The sequence below is a fragment of the Rhodobium orientis genome, from assembly GCF_003258835.1.
GTDB classification, from domain to species: Bacteria; Pseudomonadota; Alphaproteobacteria; order Rhizobiales; family Rhodobiaceae; genus Rhodobium; species Rhodobium orientis.
Window position 1 is genome coordinate 44,233 of the sequence record NZ_NPEV01000034.1, and the last position, 15,650, is coordinate 59,882.

At 66.8% G+C, this 15,650-nt stretch carries 13 protein-coding genes; 10 read left to right on the forward strand and 3 right to left on the reverse strand.

Annotated features, from left to right (window positions below; genetic code table 11):
* Positions 1-86 precede the first annotated feature (86 nt).
* Complete coding sequence (gene lpdA, locus CH339_RS15230) at positions 87-1,490, forward strand: dihydrolipoyl dehydrogenase (RefSeq protein ID WP_111435221.1); 1,404 nt, start codon at positions 87-89, stop codon at positions 1,488-1,490.
* A gap of 270 nt (positions 1,491-1,760) precedes the next feature.
* Here the strand turns inward: lpdA and CH339_RS15235 are convergent, their stop codons facing one another.
* The 3 genes from CH339_RS15235 to CH339_RS15245 form a co-directional block, all read right to left on the reverse strand.
* On the reverse strand, positions 1,761-1,976 hold the full coding sequence (locus CH339_RS15235; protein ID WP_111435222.1) for a hypothetical protein: 216 nt from the start codon (positions 1,974-1,976) through the stop codon (positions 1,761-1,763).
* A 169-nt stretch (positions 1,977-2,145) separates the two neighbouring features.
* Positions 2,146-2,574 carry a hypothetical protein gene (locus CH339_RS15240; RefSeq protein WP_146610195.1) on the reverse strand — a complete coding sequence of 143 codons (429 nt, stop codon included), beginning with the start codon at positions 2,572-2,574 and terminating at the stop codon, positions 2,146-2,148.
* Positions 2,575-2,642: 68 nt separating this feature from the next.
* Positions 2,643-3,581 (reverse strand): tyrosine recombinase XerC, encoded by a 939-nt coding sequence (locus CH339_RS15245; protein WP_111435224.1) that lies wholly within the window; start codon positions 3,579-3,581, stop codon positions 2,643-2,645.
* 294 nt (positions 3,582-3,875) lie between these two features.
* Between CH339_RS15245 and CH339_RS15250 the strand changes: the two genes are divergently transcribed.
* The 9 genes from CH339_RS15250 (at position 3,876) to CH339_RS15290 (ending at position 15,154) form a co-directional block, all read left to right on the forward strand.
* Positions 3,876-6,110, forward strand: coding sequence for a primosomal protein N' (locus tag CH339_RS15250; RefSeq protein WP_420825918.1), 2,235 nt, complete (start codon positions 3,876-3,878; stop codon positions 6,108-6,110).
* A 104-nt stretch (positions 6,111-6,214) separates the two neighbouring features.
* Entirely contained in the window at positions 6,215-6,709 is a 495-nt protein-coding gene (locus CH339_RS15255) for a hypothetical protein (protein WP_111435225.1), read from the forward strand.
* Positions 6,710-6,968: 259 nt separating this feature from the next.
* Positions 6,969-7,529, forward strand: coding sequence for a F0F1 ATP synthase subunit delta (locus tag CH339_RS15260; protein ID WP_111435226.1), 561 nt, complete (start codon positions 6,969-6,971; stop codon positions 7,527-7,529).
* The gene (gene atpA / locus CH339_RS15265; RefSeq protein WP_111435227.1) at positions 7,529-9,058 is read left to right on the forward strand and encodes a F0F1 ATP synthase subunit alpha; all 1,530 of its coding nucleotides are present in this window, start codon (positions 7,529-7,531) and stop codon (positions 9,056-9,058) included. Before CH339_RS15260 ends, atpA begins: the two co-directional genes overlap by 1 nt.
* Positions 9,059-9,098: 40 nt before the next feature.
* A complete protein-coding gene (locus CH339_RS15270) occupies positions 9,099-9,980 on the forward strand; it encodes a F0F1 ATP synthase subunit gamma (protein WP_111435228.1) in 882 nt (293 codons plus the stop codon).
* Positions 9,981-10,004: 24 nt separating this feature from the next.
* Entirely contained in the window at positions 10,005-11,429 is a 1,425-nt protein-coding gene (gene atpD / locus CH339_RS15275; RefSeq protein WP_111435229.1) for a F0F1 ATP synthase subunit beta, read from the forward strand.
* Positions 11,430-11,488: 59 nt separating this feature from the next.
* The gene (locus CH339_RS15280; protein WP_111435230.1) at positions 11,489-11,893 is read left to right on the forward strand and encodes a F0F1 ATP synthase subunit epsilon; all 405 of its coding nucleotides are present in this window, start codon (positions 11,489-11,491) and stop codon (positions 11,891-11,893) included.
* Between the two features lie 392 nt (positions 11,894-12,285).
* The gene (locus CH339_RS15285; RefSeq protein WP_111435231.1) at positions 12,286-13,569 is read left to right on the forward strand and encodes an acetylornithine deacetylase/succinyl-diaminopimelate desuccinylase family protein; all 1,284 of its coding nucleotides are present in this window, start codon (positions 12,286-12,288) and stop codon (positions 13,567-13,569) included.
* Between the two features lie 100 nt (positions 13,570-13,669).
* Entirely contained in the window at positions 13,670-15,154 is a 1,485-nt protein-coding gene (locus CH339_RS15290) for an ABC transporter substrate-binding protein (protein WP_111435232.1), read from the forward strand.
* Positions 15,155-15,650: the final 496 nt, after the last annotated feature.

The window sequence follows — 15,650 nt, forward strand, 5'->3', positions numbered from 1 at the left end:
AACACCTCCGTTGCGCCGGAAAAGTCTGTTAGCATTGATCTGACCTCGCGGGCGGAACGGCCCGCCAAGCCGAAGGATTGCTTGGGATGACCTACGATCTCGTCGTCATCGGAACCGGCCCGGGGGGCTATGTCTGCGCGATCCGCGCCGCGCAACTGGGCATGAAGGTGGCCGTCGTCGAAAAGCGCGCCACCCATGGCGGCACCTGCCTCAATGTCGGCTGCATTCCCTCAAAGGCGATGCTGCACACCTCCGAACTGTTCGAGGAGGCGGGCCACTCCTTTGCCGGCTTCGGCATCAAGGTCGCCAAGCCGAAGCTCGACCTGCCGGCGATGATGAAGCACAAGCAGGAGACCATCGACGGCAATGTCGGCGGCATCGAGTTCCTGTTCAAGAAGAACAAGATCACGGCCTTCCACGGCACCGGCCGCATTCTCGGCGCCGGCAAGGTCGAGGTCGCCCATGAGGACGGCTCGACGGAGATCGTGGAGACCCGCAACATCGTCATCGCCACCGGCTCCGACGTCGCCCGCCTGCCGGGCATCGAGATCGACGAGGAGCAGGTGGTGTCCTCCACCGGCGCGCTCGCGCTCGACAAGGTGCCGGGCAAGATGATCGTCGTCGGCGCCGGCGTCATCGGCCTGGAACTCGGCTCGGTCTGGCGCCGCCTCGGCGCCGAGGTCACCGTCGTGGAGTTCCTCGACCGCATTCTGCCGGGCATGGACGGCGACGTCGCCAAGAATTTCCAGCGCATGCTGAAGAAGCAGGGCATGAAGTTCATGCTCTCCTCCAAGCTCGACGGCATCGACAGGAAGGGCAAGAAGCTGGTCGCCACCATCGAGCCGGCGGCCGGCGAGGCCGCGGCCGAGACCATCGAGGCCGACGTCATCCTCGTCGCCATCGGCCGTCGCCCCTACACCGAAGGCCTCGGCCTCGACGATGTCGGCGTTGCCCTCGACGACAAGGGCCGGGTCAAGACCGACGGCCATTTCAAGACCTCGGTCGACGGCATCTATGCGATCGGCGACGTGATCGCCGGCCCGATGCTCGCCCACAAGGCCGAGGACGAGGGCGTCGCGCTCGCCGAACAGCTTTCCGGCCAGGCCGGCCATGTGAACTACGACGTCATTCCGGGCGTCGTCTACACCATGCCGGAGGTCGCCTCGGTGGGTAAGACCGAGGAGGAGCTGAAGGAGGCCGGCACCGCCTATTCCGTCGGCAAGTTCCCGTTCAGCGCCAACGGCCGCGCCAAGGCCATGGGCCAGACCGAAGGTTTCGTGAAGGTGCTCGCCGACCAGGAGACCGACCGCGTCCTCGGCGTCCACATCGTCGGCGCCGGTGCCGGCGAGATGATCCACGAGGCGGCGGTGATCATGGAGTTCGGCGGCTCGGCCGAGGACCTCGGCCGCACCTGCCACGCCCATCCGACCATGTCCGAAGCGGTCAAGGAAGCGGCGCTGGCCGTCGACAACCGACCGATCCACATGTGACAGCCCGCGGCCCGGCCCATCAAGGACCCGATCGCCGCGGCTGTCCGGCAGGTGCCGCGGGACCGGTCAGTGCGCGTTGCTCAATACAAGCGCATTGACGACCGTCGGTTCGGATCGCTCGGAGGATATGACACGCGGGGCTTTTCCGCGCGCTCCATCGGTCCGGTCAATGCGCGTCCTCACAAAAAAACAAAAAGCCGGGCCGTCAAACGACGGCCCGGCCTTTTTGTCGGGACAGACTTTGGATCAGGAGAAAGCTGACGCGGCTTCCTATTCGGCCGGCGCCGTCGGCGTCACGTCGCTGGTCGCCAGCGAATCCGATTTGGCGCCCTTGGCGCTCGGAAGCGGCGTGATCTTGGCCGACTTCATCGTCTTCACGTCATAGGACGCCGTGGTGTCGGTCTTGGAGTAGGGGCACGCAAGGGCGATCGAGGCGCTGAGCGCGAAAGCCGAAGCGGCGAGAAGCGTGGTGGTGGTGCGGATCATGGCAGTGCCTCCTGTCATGTGCCGGCCTGGAAGATGAAGCGCGCGGTCTGGGGGCGCTGAATTTGTGCCGGACTGCGTCAAAAAGTATCATGACGCATCTTTGGGCGACAAATCACAGATTGTTTAGCGCCGGTTTCACCCGGGGATCCATGCACCTGCCGGCCGCCCGTCAATCCCGTTCCAGCACCACACGGTAGTGTTCGTCGGCCTTGCGGGTGTCGTGATAGGTGACCTGCACGTCGACCTGCATCCGGTGGCCATAGCTGTGGAGCGTCACGTAGCGGGTTCCGAAGAAAACCTCGAATGCGGCGTAGATCCGGGCCTGGTCGAGCCGCTGGCCCGGCGCCCAGCCCCAGGTGCAGTCGCGCGGCGAGCACTCGCTCTTGACCCGGATACGCCAGTTGCCCTCGAAGCGGCCGCGAACGCATTCATATTCCACCTCGATGGAGGAGATCACGCCGACCCGCGGCCGGGGGTGGACCCAGGTGCCGACTTCCGGCGGCATCTTGCAGTCGTTGGCCTCGGCCCCGGCCGGCATCGCCACCGGCAGGGCCAGCAGGGCGGCAGCCAGCATCGCGCTGCGTGCAAATGGTGTCATCGGTATGTCCCCGACGGAGCGTTCCGACCGCAACCCTTTTGGCCGGAAGAAGAACCGTCCTTTCCTGGTCAGGCCCGCGGATGTGCCTTCTGGTAGATGTCGATGAGCCTGTCGCTTTCGACCGCGGTGTAGATCTGGGTGGTCGACAGGCTGGCGTGGCCGAGCAGTTCCTGGATTGCCCGGAGGTCTCCGCCGGCGCTGAGCAGGTGCGTGGCGAAGGAGTGGCGAAGGGCGTGCGGCGTTGCGGTTTCGTTGAGGCCGAGCGCGCCGCGCAGGCGCTGGACAGCGATCTGGATGATGCGCGGCGACAGCGGTCCGCCCCGCGCCCCGACGAAGAGCGGCCCGTCCTCGGCCAGCGCATAGGGGCAGAGCCGCAGATACGCCGCGACCGCCTCCTGCGTTGCGGCGAGCACCGGGACCAGCCGCGTCTTGCCGCCCTTGCCGGTCACCCGCAGCGAATCGACGGTGTCGAGCGGCGCCTCGGCGCGGGTGAGGCCGAGGGCCTCGGAGATGCGAAGGCCCGAGCCGTAGAGCAGCGACAGGACGGCGGCGTTGCGCACCGCGATCCAGGGCTCCTCGTCGAGGGCCTCGTCCGCATCGACCATGCGCCGCGCCGCCGCCGCCGCGATCGGCTTCGGCAGCGTCCTGGGCTGTTTCGGCGTGCGGATCGCCTTCAGCGCCGCGGCGTTGGCAAGGCCCTTCCGCTCCAGGAAGGAGAAAAACGAGCGCACGCCCGCAAGTGCCCGCCCCATGGAGCGCGCGCCGGCGCCGGAACGCCGCCGTTCGGCGAGAAAACCACGGAAATCGGCGGGCTTCAGGTCGGCGATATCGGCAATCCCCGGCGCGCCGCCGAGATGCAGCGTCAGGAAGGAGAGGAGCTGGCGCACGTCGCGCTCGTAGGCCTCGACCGTCTTTGCCGCAAGCCGCCGCGTGCCGGCGAGGTGGGCGAGCCAGGCGGTCACCTCCGCAGCAAGGTCGGGTCTGGCGGTGATCAGCGGCTCTGCCATGTCTCCTTCCACATATTTATACCAAGTATACAATCACGACGAGCACGTTGACGCGTCTACGCTTTTCCAGACCGGCAGCATACGCGAGCAACATTGACAATTCGTCACCAGTTTACTCCGTATTTAATTCCAAAGTGCAGCATTGGCGGCGCCGATCATGCCCGAAAATTTGGGTTTTATCTAACGCGGCCGGCATGAGGCTTTATCCCGCCGGGCCGCCCGCTATCCTCTGGCGACGTCCCGGCCGGCTGAGTCGCCGCCGGGCGTTGGTCATTGCCGAATGCCGGAGCCCGCGTGCCCAACCAGACCGATCACCTGCCGGGCCTTGAGCCGCCCCCCGAAGAGCCCGCTGCCGCCATTCCGGTGCTGGTGCCGGTGGCCGTGGAGACGGCCTACAGCTATCGGGTTCCGGCCGGAACGCGCCTTGAGCCCGGAACGATCGTCCAGATACCACTCGGCAACCGGCAGGTCGTCGGCGCCGTCTGGGAGCCCGGCATCTGGGAGGGCGGCGGCGGAAAGCCGGTCGATCCCTCGAAGCTGCGCGAGATCCTCCACGTCTTCGACGTGCCGCCCATCGACGGGCGCATGCGCCGCTTCATCGATTGGGTCGCCCGCTGGACCATGGCGCCGCCCGGCATGGTGCTGCGGATGGTCCTCCGGGTGCCGGAGGCGCTGGAGCCGGAGCCGCCGCTGAAGGGCGTCCGCCTTGCCGGCGCGCCGCCGGAGCGCATGACCAAGGCTCGGGCCCGCGTGCTCGATCTCTTTGAGGAGAATCCCTCGTGGTCGAAGACGGGCCTGGCGACGGCCGCCGGCGTCAGCCCCGGCGTCGTCGACGGCCTCATCGACGCCGGCACGCTCGGCATCGTGCCGCTGCCGGCCGCTCCGCCGGCGCCGGTGCCCGAGGCGGACTGGAACCGCCGCGACCTCAGCCCCGCCCAGATGGCCGCCGCCGAAGATATCACGGCGACGGTCGCCGAGCGGCGCTTCTCCGTCACGCTGCTGGACGGCGTCACCGGCGCCGGCAAGACCGAGGTCTATTTCGAGGCCGTCGCCGAGGCATTGCGTCGCGGGCGCCAGGCGCTGGTGCTGCTGCCGGAGATCGCGCTCACCTCCGAATTCCTGCAGCGCTTCGAGGAGCGCTTCGGCTGCCGCCCCGGCGAGTGGCATTCCGACGTACCGCCGAAGCAGCGCGTGCGGCTCTGGCGCGGCGTCATCGACGGCTCGGTCCGGGTCGTTGTCGGCGCTCGCTCCGCGCTGTTCCTGCCGTTCCCCGAACTCGGCCTCATCGTCGTCGACGAGGAGCACGACCCCGCCTACAAGCAGGACGACCGCGTCGCCTACCACGCCCGCGACATGGCCGTCGTGCGCGGCCATATCGCCGGCTTCCCGGTGATCCTGTCGTCGGCGACGCCGTCGATCGAGACCCGGCACAACGCCGATACCGGCCGCTACCGCCGCATCGAGCTGCCGGACCGCGCCTCCGGCGCCGCGCTGCCCGACATCCACGCGATCGACATGCGCCGGGGCGGCCCGACGCGCGGGCGCTGGCTGGCGCCGGCGCTGACCCGGGCCGTCGGCGAGGCGCTTGCCCGCGACGAACAGGCGCTCCTCTTCCTCAATCGCCGGGGCTATGCGCCGCTGACGCTATGCCGGTCCTGCGGCCACCGCTTCGAATGCCCCGACTGCAGCGCCTGGCTGGTCGAGCACCGGTTCCGCAGCGTGCTGACCTGCCACCATTGCGGCTTTTCCATGCCGACGCCGGAGGCGTGCCCCTCCTGCGGCGACGTCGATTCGCTGACCGCCTGCGGACCGGGCGTGGAGCGCATTGCCGAGGAAGCCGCGGCGGACTTTCCCGACGCCCGCATCATCGTTCTGTCCTCCGACATGCCGGGCGGCACCAGGCGGCTCCGGGCGGAACTGAAGGCGATCGCGGGCGGCGAGGGCGACATCATCATCGGCACGCAGCTCGTCGCCAAGGGCCACAATTTCCCCAAGCTCAAGGTCGTCGGCGTCGTCGATGCCGACCTCGGCCTCTCCACCGCCGACCCGCGCGCGGCGGAGCGCACCTTCCAGCTCATCTCCCAGGTCACCGGCCGTGCCGGGCGGAAGGACGGCGCCGGCGTCGGCTATTTGCAGACCTATATGCCCGACCATCCGGTGATGCGGGCGCTCGTCTCCGGCGACCGCGAGAGCTTCTATGCGACCGAGCTGGAAGCGCGCGAGCGCTCGGCCATGCCGCCCTTTGCACGGCTCGCAAGCCTTCTCGTCACCGGTCCGGACCGGCCCCTCACCGAAGGCTTTGCCCGCGAGCTTGCCCGCGCCGCGCCGCACCAGGACGGCGTCCACGTGCTGGGTCCGGCCGACCCGCCGCTCGCCGTCATCAGAGGCCGCCACCGCCAGCGCCTCCTCGTCCATGCCGACCGGGCGGCGGACATCCAGGCCTATCTGCACCGCTGGCTGGCTGCCGGCCCGGTGCCGAAAAAGGGCGTCCGGCTCGCCATCGACGTCGAGCCCCTCAGCTTCATGTGAGGCGGCGCTTCCCGGGCCATTTCTCTAATACTATTGGACGGGGAATTTCAGCGCCTCCTGTGCCATCATCGCGGCAACGACAGACCGACAGGGAGGACCGGGATATGGTCCGGACAACAACGCTCGCCGCGGCAATTGCCGGCGCCATGGTTCTTGCCGCACCCGGCGCCGGGCGCGCTGCCGGAACGGACACGCTCTTTTCCATTGGCGTCATGACCGGCGGCGACGCCACCCAGTACTGCAATTTCATGACACCGACGGATGCGGCCGCGTTCGTCTTCGACGACGAGGCGACCTGGCGCTTCGTCTTCGTCTCCGATTACCCTGTAGCCGAGGGATCGGGCGAGGAAAAGGGTCCGCGCGCCCGCGCCGTCGTCAACGGTACGCTGGAGACCTTCGTCTTTCGGGGCGAGCAAACGGACGACAAGGGCGTGCTGGTGCGTCGCTACCGCGGCCTCGACGACAACGACCTGCGCATGGTCGCGCGCCTGAAGCCGGGCGAGAAGGGGATGGAAAGCCAGAACTTCGAAGGCCGCATTATCATCCGCCGCGGCGCCTGGCGCGCCAGCGTCGCGGTCAAGGGCGATTGCGGGGTCTGACCGAAACCGGGCGTTGCAGCCGGCCGGTCCGGCCGCGGCCATTTTTTTTCGCCCGAAAAGCGGGAACAATGCACCCCCTTTACGACCAAGGAATGAAATGGCGATGTTGCGTGCCCCTCACCCATGTGCTATGCGAAGCCCGGCTTTCGGGGCACAATCCTGCCAATCGTTCCTGCGATCGGAAAAGGTCTTCACTTGCAAGACTTTAGCGATGAGCTTTGGAAGTCGTCAGTGACGATCCGCGTGAGAGACAGAGCCCTTGACTGAGAGTTCATCGACAGTTCCGACGGTTGCGCAGAGATACGCCACTGCTCTGTTCGAGCTGGCTGAAGATGCCAAGGCCATTGAAACGGTTGAGAAAGACCTCGATCGGCTCGACAAGATGATCGACGAGAGCGCCGATCTGAAGCGCTTGATCCGCAGCCCCGTCTATTCCTCCGAGGAACAGGCCAAGGCGCTGTCCGCGGTGTTCAGCCGCGCCGAGATATCCGGTCTGGTGTCCAACATCGGTGGACTTCTGGCACGCAACCGGCGCCTTTTCGTTCTTCCCGACGTCATCCGGGGCTACCGCGCGCTCGCCGCCGCCCACCGCGGCGAGGTCACCGCGGATGTCGTCTCCGCCGAGCCGCTGTCCGACGCTCAGGCCGCCGCGCTCGGCGATGCCCTGAAGGAGTCGACCGGCAAGGACGTCAAACTGAGCCGGAAGGTCGATCCCGCCCTGATTGGCGGCCTCGTCGTCAGACTGGGCAGCCGCATGATCGACACTTCCCTTCGCACCAAACTCAATTCCCTTAAGATCGCACTCAAAGAGGTCGGCTGATGGACATTCGGGCCGCGGAAATTTCCGCAATCCTCAAGGAGCAGATTAAGAACTTCGGCAAGGAAGCCGAAGTCTCCGAAGTCGGCCAGGTGCTGTCCGTCGGTGACGGCATTGCACGCGTTTACGGGCTGGACAACGTCCAGGCCGGTGAGATGGTGGAGTTCCCGAACGGGATCCGCGGCATGGCGCTGAACCTCGAGGTCGACAATGTCGGCGTCGTGATCTTCGGCGACGACCGCGCCATCAAGGAAGGCGACACCGTCAAGCGCACCGGCGCCATCGTCGAGGTGCCGGTCGGCAAGGGCCTGCTCGGCCGCGTCGTCGACGGCCTCGGCAACCCGATCGACGGCAAGGGCCCGATCGAGTCCGACGAGATGCGCCTCGTCGACGTCAAGGCACCCGGCATCATCCCGCGCAAGTCGGTGCATGAGCCGATGTCGACGGGCCTCAAGGCGGTCGACGCGCTGATCCCGATCGGCCGCGGCCAGCGCGAGCTGATCATCGGCGACCGCCAGACCGGCAAGTCGTCGCTGATCCTCGACGCCATCCTCAACCAGCGCCCGATCAACGAGACCGGTGACGAGAGCCAGAAGCTCTACTGCATCTACGTCGCGATCGGCCAGAAGCGCTCCACCGTCGCCCAGTTCGTCAAGGCGCTGGAAGACAACGGCGCACTGGAATATTCGATCATCGTCGCCGCCACGGCGTCCGATCCGGCGCCGATGCAATACATCGCGCCGTTCGCCGGCTGCGCCATGGGCGAGTTCTTCCGCGACAACGGCATGCACGCCGTGATCGCCTATGACGATTTGTCCAAGCAGGCGGTGGCCTATCGTCAGATGTCCCTGCTGCTGCGCCGCCCGCCGGGGCGCGAGGCCTATCCGGGCGACGTCTTCTACCTGCACTCCCGCCTGCTGGAACGCGCGGCCAAGCTGAACGAGGACAACGGCCTCGGATCGCTGACGGCGCTGCCGGTCATTGAGACCCAGGCCAACGACGTCTCCGCCTACATCCCGACCAACGTGATCTCGATCACCGACGGCCAGATCTTCCTGGAGACCGACCTCTTCTACCAGGGCATCCGTCCGGCAGTGAACGTCGGCCTGTCGGTGTCGCGCGTCGGCTCCGCCGCCCAGATCAAGGCGATGAAGCAGGTCGCCGGTACCATTAAGGGCGAACTCGCCCAGTACCGCGAGATGGCGGCCTTCGCCCAGTTCGGCTCCGATCTCGACGCCACCACCCAGCGCCTGCTCAACCGCGGCGCGCGCCTTACCGAGCTCCTGAAGCAGCCGCAATATTCGCCGCTGAAGACGGAAGAGCAGGTGGCGGTGATCTATGCCGGCGTCAACGGCTATCTCGACAATCTGCCGGTCTCCAAGGTCGGCGACTTCGAGCAGGGTCTTCTCCTGTTCCTGCGTGAGGAACACGGCTCCCTGCTCGACGAGATCCGCGAGCGCAAGGAGCTCAACGACGAGCTGAAGGCGTCGCTGAAGAGCACCATCGACACCTTCGCCAAGACCTTCGCGTAACGCGACGCGGAAAAACGACTAGCGCGGAACGAAAGCGGATATGCCGAGCCTCAAGGACCTCAGAAACCGCATCTCGTCGGTCAAGGCGACGCAGAAGATCACCAAGGCCATGCAAATGGTCGCGGCGGCCAAGCTGCGCAAAGCCCAGGAGCGGGCGGAAGCCGCCCGTCCCTATGCCGAGCGCATGGGCGCGGTGCTCTCCAATCTCGCCCGCTCGCTCGAGGGTCAGCCCGGCGCGCCGGAACTGATGGTCGGCAACGGCCGGGACGAGACCCATCTCCTGGTCGTGTGTACCGCCGAACGAGGCCTGTGCGGCGGCTTCAATTCTTCGATCGCCAAGCTCGCCCGCGAGCATGCGTTCCGGCTGATCAAGGAAGGCAAGACCGTCAAGATCCTGTGTGTCGGACGCAAGGGCTTCGACGCCCTGAAGCGCGACCTCGGCGGCTACATGGTCGACGACAAGTTCGAGTTCCGGGGCGTGCGCCAGATCGGCTTCGAGCATGCCGCCGACATCGGCTCCAGGGTGATCTCGATGTTCGAGGAGGGCGAATTCGACGTCGCCACCCTGTTCTATTCGCGCTTCCGCTCGGTGATCAGCCAGATCCCGACGGCCCAGCCGCTGATCCCGGCCGAGATCGACACCGAGGTGGAGATCGACACCGGCGGCGCGATATACGAATACGAGCCGGACGAGAAGGAAATCCTCACCGAGCTGTTGCCGCGCAACATTTCGGTGCAGATTTTCCGCGCTCTTCTGGAGAACGGGGCATCCGAGCAGGGTGCCCGCATGAGTGCCATGGACAACGCCACGCGCAACGCGGGCGAGATGATCGACAAGCTGACGCTGAGCTACAACCGCCAGCGCCAGGCGCAGATCACCAAGGAACTCATCGAAATCATTTCCGGCGCCGAGGCGCTGTAACGGCTTAGCGACGAGGACGTAATTATGACCGATAAGATGGTTGGACGGGTCAGTCAGGTGATGGGCGCCGTCGTCGACGTGAAGTTCAACGAACACCTGCCGGAGATCATGAACGCGCTGACGACCGACAACCATGGCAACCGCCTGGTTCTCGAGGTCGCCCAGCATCTCGGCGAGAACACCGTGCGCACGATTGCCATGGACTCCACCGAAGGTCTGGTGCGCGGTCAGGAGGTCCACGATACCGGCGACGCCATCTCCGTTCCGGTCGGCGAAGGCACCCTCGGCCGCATCATGAACGTGATCGGCGATCCGGTCGATCTGGCCGGCGACATCGAATTCGACACCCGCCGCCCGATCCACGCGCCGGCCCCGGAATATGTCGACCAGTCGACGGAATCGGAAATCCTCGTCACCGGCATCAAGGTCGTCGACCTTCTGGCGCCGTACGCCAAGGGCGGCAAGATCGGCCTGTTCGGCGGCGCCGGCGTCGGCAAGACCGTGCTGATCATGGAGCTGATCAACAACATCGCCAAGGCGCATGGCGGCTACTCCGTGTTCGCCGGCGTCGGCGAGCGCACCCGCGAGGGCAACGACCTCTACTGGGAAATGATCGAATCCGGCGTCAACAAGCAGGGCGGCGGCGAAGGTTCCAAATGCGCCCTGGTCTACGGCCAGATGAACGAGCCCCCGGGGGCCCGCGCCCGCGTCGGCCTTTCCGGCCTGACCGTCGCCGAGCATTTCCGCGACCAGGGCCAGGACGTGCTGTTCTTCGTCGACAACATCTTCCGCTTCACCCAGGCCGGTTCGGAAGTCTCGGCGCTGCTCGGCCGCATCCCCTCGGCGGTGGGCTACCAGCCGACGCTGGCGACCGACATGGGCGCCCTGCAGGAGCGCATCACCACCACCAACAAGGGCTCGATCACCTCCGTGCAGGCGATCTACGTCCCGGCCGACGACCTCACCGACCCGGCGCCGGCGACCTCGTTCGCCCACCTCGACGCCACCACGGTGCTGTCGCGCTCGATCGCGGAAAAGGGCATCTACCCGGCCGTCGACCCGCTCGATTCCACCTCGCGCATGCTCGACCCGCGCATCATCGGCGACGAGCACTACGCAGTGGCCCGCCGCGTCCAGGAGATCCTGCAGCGCTACAAGTCCCTGCAGGACATCATCGCCATTCTCGGCATGGACGAGCTCTCCGAAGAGGACAAGCTGACGGTGGCTCGCGCCCGCAAGATCGAGCGCTTCCTGTCGCAGCCGTTCCACGTCGCCGAGGTGTTCACCGGCTCGCCCGGCGTCCTCGTCGACCTCGCCGAGACTATCAAGGGCTTCAAGGGCCTTTGCGACGGTGAGTACGACCACCTGCCGGAAGCCGCCTTCTACATGGTCGGCACGATGGATTCGGCGGTCGAGAAGGCCCAGAAACTGGCCGCGGAAGCCGCGTAACGCGTCACGCCCGGCGGGTCGGCAGCGCCGGCCCCCCGTGTTGAAAGGATCGTCGCTAGATGGCCGAACCGTTTCAGTTCGAACTCGTCTCGCCGGAAAAGCTGCTGATTTCCGAAGAGGTCGAAGAGGTCGTGGTGCCCGGCACCGAGGGTGACTTCGGCGTCCTCAAGGGCCACGCGCCGTTCATGTCGACGATCCGCCCCGGCTACCTGAGCGTCAAGAAGGTCGGCGGCAACGTCGAGGAAATCTTCATCTATGGCGGCTTCGCCGACACCGGCCCGGGCGGCCTGACCGTGCTTGCCGAGCATGCGGTTCCCGCCGCAGAGCTCGACCGCGAGGGCATCGCCCAGTCGATCCGCGACGCCGAGGAAGACGTTGCCGACGCCAAGGACGACGTCATCAAGGCGGCCCGCGCCCGCAAGCTGGAACAGCTCCGCGACATCGAGATGGCACTGAAGAAGTAGCCTCCGGCCGTCACCAGGCGCACAATTCGGAAACCGCCCGGCGAGGACCTCTTCGCCGGGCGGTTTCCTTTGCCGCATCGCCTGGATTTGACGTTTGGCCAACCGGCGTTCCGGCCAATGGACTCAACGGCCGCTGGCGACCCTGGTATCGGGCCTTGCGAAGGACATGCAGAACACGGTTGTTCAGAGGGTTCGACCGCTCGCGGTCGATGCCCGTTCGTGTAAGGTGGGGGAAAAGGAAGCGGGCGGACGGGACAGAAGCTCGTCTGCCAATTCGTTGATGCCAGAGCGGGAAACCGGGAAAACCGTCTCCGTTCTCCGTACCGTCATGCCCGATTGACACGCCCGCTTCCAATTCACGGCTTTAACGGGCGCGGCCCCGACGAGGTTCCATGGATTCTGACGGCAGGCAGCATCTTTTCGAACGAATCGACGCGGCCCGCGACGCGCTGGTGGCGCTGACCCGCGACCTTGTCCGTGTGCCAACCGTCAATCCGCCGGGCGATGCCTATGGCCCTTGCGCGGAACTGATCGGCGAGCGCCTGCGCCGCCGCGGCTTCGAAATCTCATACGTCCGCGCAGAGGGAACGCCGGGCGACAGCGACCGCTATCCGCGCATCAACGTCGTCGCCCGCTATGAGACCGGCCGGCCCGGCCCGTGCCTCCATTTCAACGGCCATATCGACGTCGTCGACGTCGGCGCGGGCTGGACCGTCGACCCGTTCGCCGGCGAGGAGATCGACGGCCGGGTCTATGGTCGCGGCACCGCGGACATGAAGGGCGGCCTTGCTGCCGCCATTATCGCCGTCGAGCAGATGCTGGAGTCCGGCGTGCCGCTCTGCGGCGCCATCGAGATCTCCGGCACGGTCGACGAGGAGTCCGGCGGTTATGGCGGCGTCGGCTATCTGGCCGAGCGCGGCTGGTTCTCCCCGCCGCGGGTCGACCACGTCATCATCCCAGAACCGCTCAACGTCGACCGGGTCTGCATCGGCCACCGCGGCGTCTGGTGGGCCGAGGTGGAGACCCACGGCCGCACGGCGCACGGCTCCATGCCCTTCCTCGGCAACTGCGCCGTCCGCCATATGGGTGCCGTGCTGGAGCGCATCGAAAACGACCTGCTGCCGCGACTTGCAGCCCGCTCCACCGTCATGCCCGTGGTGCCGGAGGGCGCCCGCTCCTCGACCCTCAACATCAACGCCATCCATGGCGGCCAGGGCCTCGACTTCTCCGGCCTGCCGAGCCCGATGGTGCCGGACCGCTGCCGCATGGTGCTCGACCGGCGTTATCTGATCGAGGAGGACCCGGCCGAGGTCGAGGCGGAGATCCGCACGCTCCTCGACGGCCTTCGGGAAACACGGCCCGGCTTTTCCTATGACCTCCGCGAAGTGCTGGCCTTCGCCCCGACCATGACCGAGCCGGACGCGCCGGTGGCGAGCGCGGTCGCCAGGGGCATCGAGACGGTGCTCGGCCGGCCGGCGACCGCCGTCGTCTCGCCCGGCACCTACGACCAGAAGCACATCGTGCGCGCCGGAAAGCTCAAGGACTGCATCGCCTACGGCCCCGGCATCCTCGATCTCGCCCACCAGCCCGACGAATATGTCGTCATCGACGATATGGTCGCCTCGGCCAAGGTCATGGCGGATGCGGCGATGACGCTCCTCGCCCCGCCCGCCTGATCTTTCCCGTGCCGGCGAAAAGGCCTTGAAGCCCGCGCCCGGATTGTCATCATGCGGCCTGACGCAGGGAAATGGGCCAAGAAGACGGGGAAAGCTCGACATGATCATCGCAACGGGACTCAGTTCCCGCATCCTGGCCGCCGCCCTCGGCGCGGCGCTCACGGTCTCGGCCGCCGCAAAAGACACGCTGACCATGGGCATGGTGCTGGAGCCGCCGCACCTCGACCCGACGGCCGCCGCCGCCGCGGCCATCGACGAGGTGGTCTACGCCAACGTCTTCGAAGGCCTCACCCGCATCGACCGCAATGGCGAGGTCAAGCCGGCGCTGGCGGAAAGCTGGGAGATCGCCGAGGACGACGTCACCTATACCTTCCATTTGCGAAAGGGCGTCACCTTCCACGACGGCAGCGACTTCGACTGCGAGGACGTGGCCTTCACGCTGAACCGCGCCCGCGCCGAGGACTCCGTCAACGCCCAGAAGCGGTTGTTCGCGCCGATTGCCAGCGTCGACTGCCCCGACCCGGCGACGGCGGTCGTCAAGCTGAGCGCGCCGACCGGCTCCTTCCTGTTCGACATGGGCTGGGGCGATGCGGTGATCGTGGCGAGCGAGACGGCCGACACCAACAGGACCGATCCGGTCGGCACCGGCCCGTTCGGCTTCAAACGCTGGGTCAAGGGCGACCGGGTCGAGCTCGTCCGCAACAAGGATTACTGGGGCGAGCCGGTGGACCTTTCCGCCGCCACCTTCAAGTTTATTGCGGATCCCTCGGCCGCCGCTGCCGCTCTGATGGCCGGCGACCTGGATGCTTTCGCTAATTTCCCGGCGCCGGAACTGCTGCCGCAGTTCGAGGCCGATCCCCGCTTCACCGTCGTCAGCGGCACCACGGAGGGCGAGACGATCCTCGCCCTCAACAACGCCCGGCCGCCACTCGACGATATCCGCGTGCGCCGCGCCATCGCCCATGCCGTCGACAGGAAGGCGATCATCGACGGCGCCATGTTCGGCGAGGGAACGCCCATCGGCTCCCACGTCGCCCCGCACAATCCGGCCTATGTCGACCTGACCGGCCGCTATCCGCACGACCCGGAAAAGGCGCGGGACCTGCTGAAGGACGCCGGCGCGGAGACCCTCAAGCTGACCCTGCGCCTGCCGCCGCCGCCCTACGCCCGGCGTAGCGGCGAGATCGTCGCCGCGCAGTTGAAGGAGGTCGGCATCGACGTGGAGATCGTGCCGGTGGAGTGGGCGCAATGGCTCGACCAGGTCTTCAAGCGCACCGATTACGACATGACCATCGTCTCCCACACCGAGCCGGCCGACATCGAGATCTACGCCCGCGAGAGCTACTACTTCAACTATAAGAGCCGCGAATTCCGCGCCGCCTATTACGACTACGCGACGACCCTCGCCCCGGAGGAGGCGAAGGCAAAGCTCGGCCGGTTGCAGAAGATGCTGGCCGAGGACTGCGTCAACGTCTTTCTCTTTCAGCTCGCCAAGACCGGCGTCTGGGACGCCAAGGTCGAGGGCCTCTGGCAAAACGCCCCGATCCAGGCCAACGACCTGACGGATGTGCGGTGGGCGGAGTAGGGGTGGGGCGATGACGCATGAGGGACGGAATGCGGTGCTGCCCTCTGCCGGAGCGAAAACTCTCGACGACCCCTATCGCGCTTTGGGTCGCGGGTCAGGTATACCCTTTGCCCCCACCTCCGCGTCACCACCGGGCTTGACCCGGTGGTCCATTCGGCCGTGCGGCAGGCCCTGCGGGACGAGGTCTGTCCCCCGATCGGCGCCGCAATGGCGTCCGGCGTCGTCGAGCCCCGCCACTTCCGGAGCACGCGGCCCGCGCATCATGGATCACCGGGTCAAGCCCGGTGATGACGCGGAGTGAGGGACAACCGGGACCACGACACGATGGCGCTTGGGGGACTGCCGCGCCATGCCCTCTCCGGTCACCCCGCGCTTGGGGCAATGCCGCACCACCCCCTCTGTCGTCACCCCGGACCAAGTGTATGTCCCGGGGAGATGGCTTACAGCGTTCGGGGAGATGGTTGACACTTTTGGCATGGATAGGCGGAGGAGGCCG

Bases quoted from the DNA above. Each gene is read 5' to 3' on its own strand.
- CH339_RS15270 (WP_111435228.1), top strand. From the start codon at position 9,099: ATGCCGAGCCTCAAGGACCTCAGAAACCGCATCTCGTCGGTCAAGGCG.
- lpdA (WP_111435221.1), top strand. From the start codon at position 87: ATGACCTACGATCTCGTCGTCATCGGAACCGGCCCGGGGGGCTATGTC.
- CH339_RS15290 (WP_111435232.1), top strand. From the start codon at position 13,670: ATGATCATCGCAACGGGACTCAGTTCCCGCATCCTGGCCGCCGCCCTC.
- atpA (WP_111435227.1), top strand. From the start codon at position 7,529: ATGGACATTCGGGCCGCGGAAATTTCCGCAATCCTCAAGGAGCAGATT.
- CH339_RS15240 (WP_146610195.1), bottom strand. From the start codon at position 2,574: ATGACACCATTTGCACGCAGCGCGATGCTGGCTGCCGCCCTGCTGGCC.
- CH339_RS15255 (WP_111435225.1), top strand. From the start codon at position 6,215: ATGGTCCGGACAACAACGCTCGCCGCGGCAATTGCCGGCGCCATGGTT.
- CH339_RS15235 (WP_111435222.1), bottom strand. From the start codon at position 1,976: ATGATCCGCACCACCACCACGCTTCTCGCCGCTTCGGCTTTCGCGCTC.
- atpD (WP_111435229.1), top strand. From the start codon at position 10,005: ATGACCGATAAGATGGTTGGACGGGTCAGTCAGGTGATGGGCGCCGTC.
- CH339_RS15245 (WP_111435224.1), bottom strand. From the start codon at position 3,581: ATGGCAGAGCCGCTGATCACCGCCAGACCCGACCTTGCTGCGGAGGTG.
- CH339_RS15280 (WP_111435230.1), top strand. From the start codon at position 11,489: ATGGCCGAACCGTTTCAGTTCGAACTCGTCTCGCCGGAAAAGCTGCTG.
- CH339_RS15285 (WP_111435231.1), top strand. From the start codon at position 12,286: ATGGATTCTGACGGCAGGCAGCATCTTTTCGAACGAATCGACGCGGCC.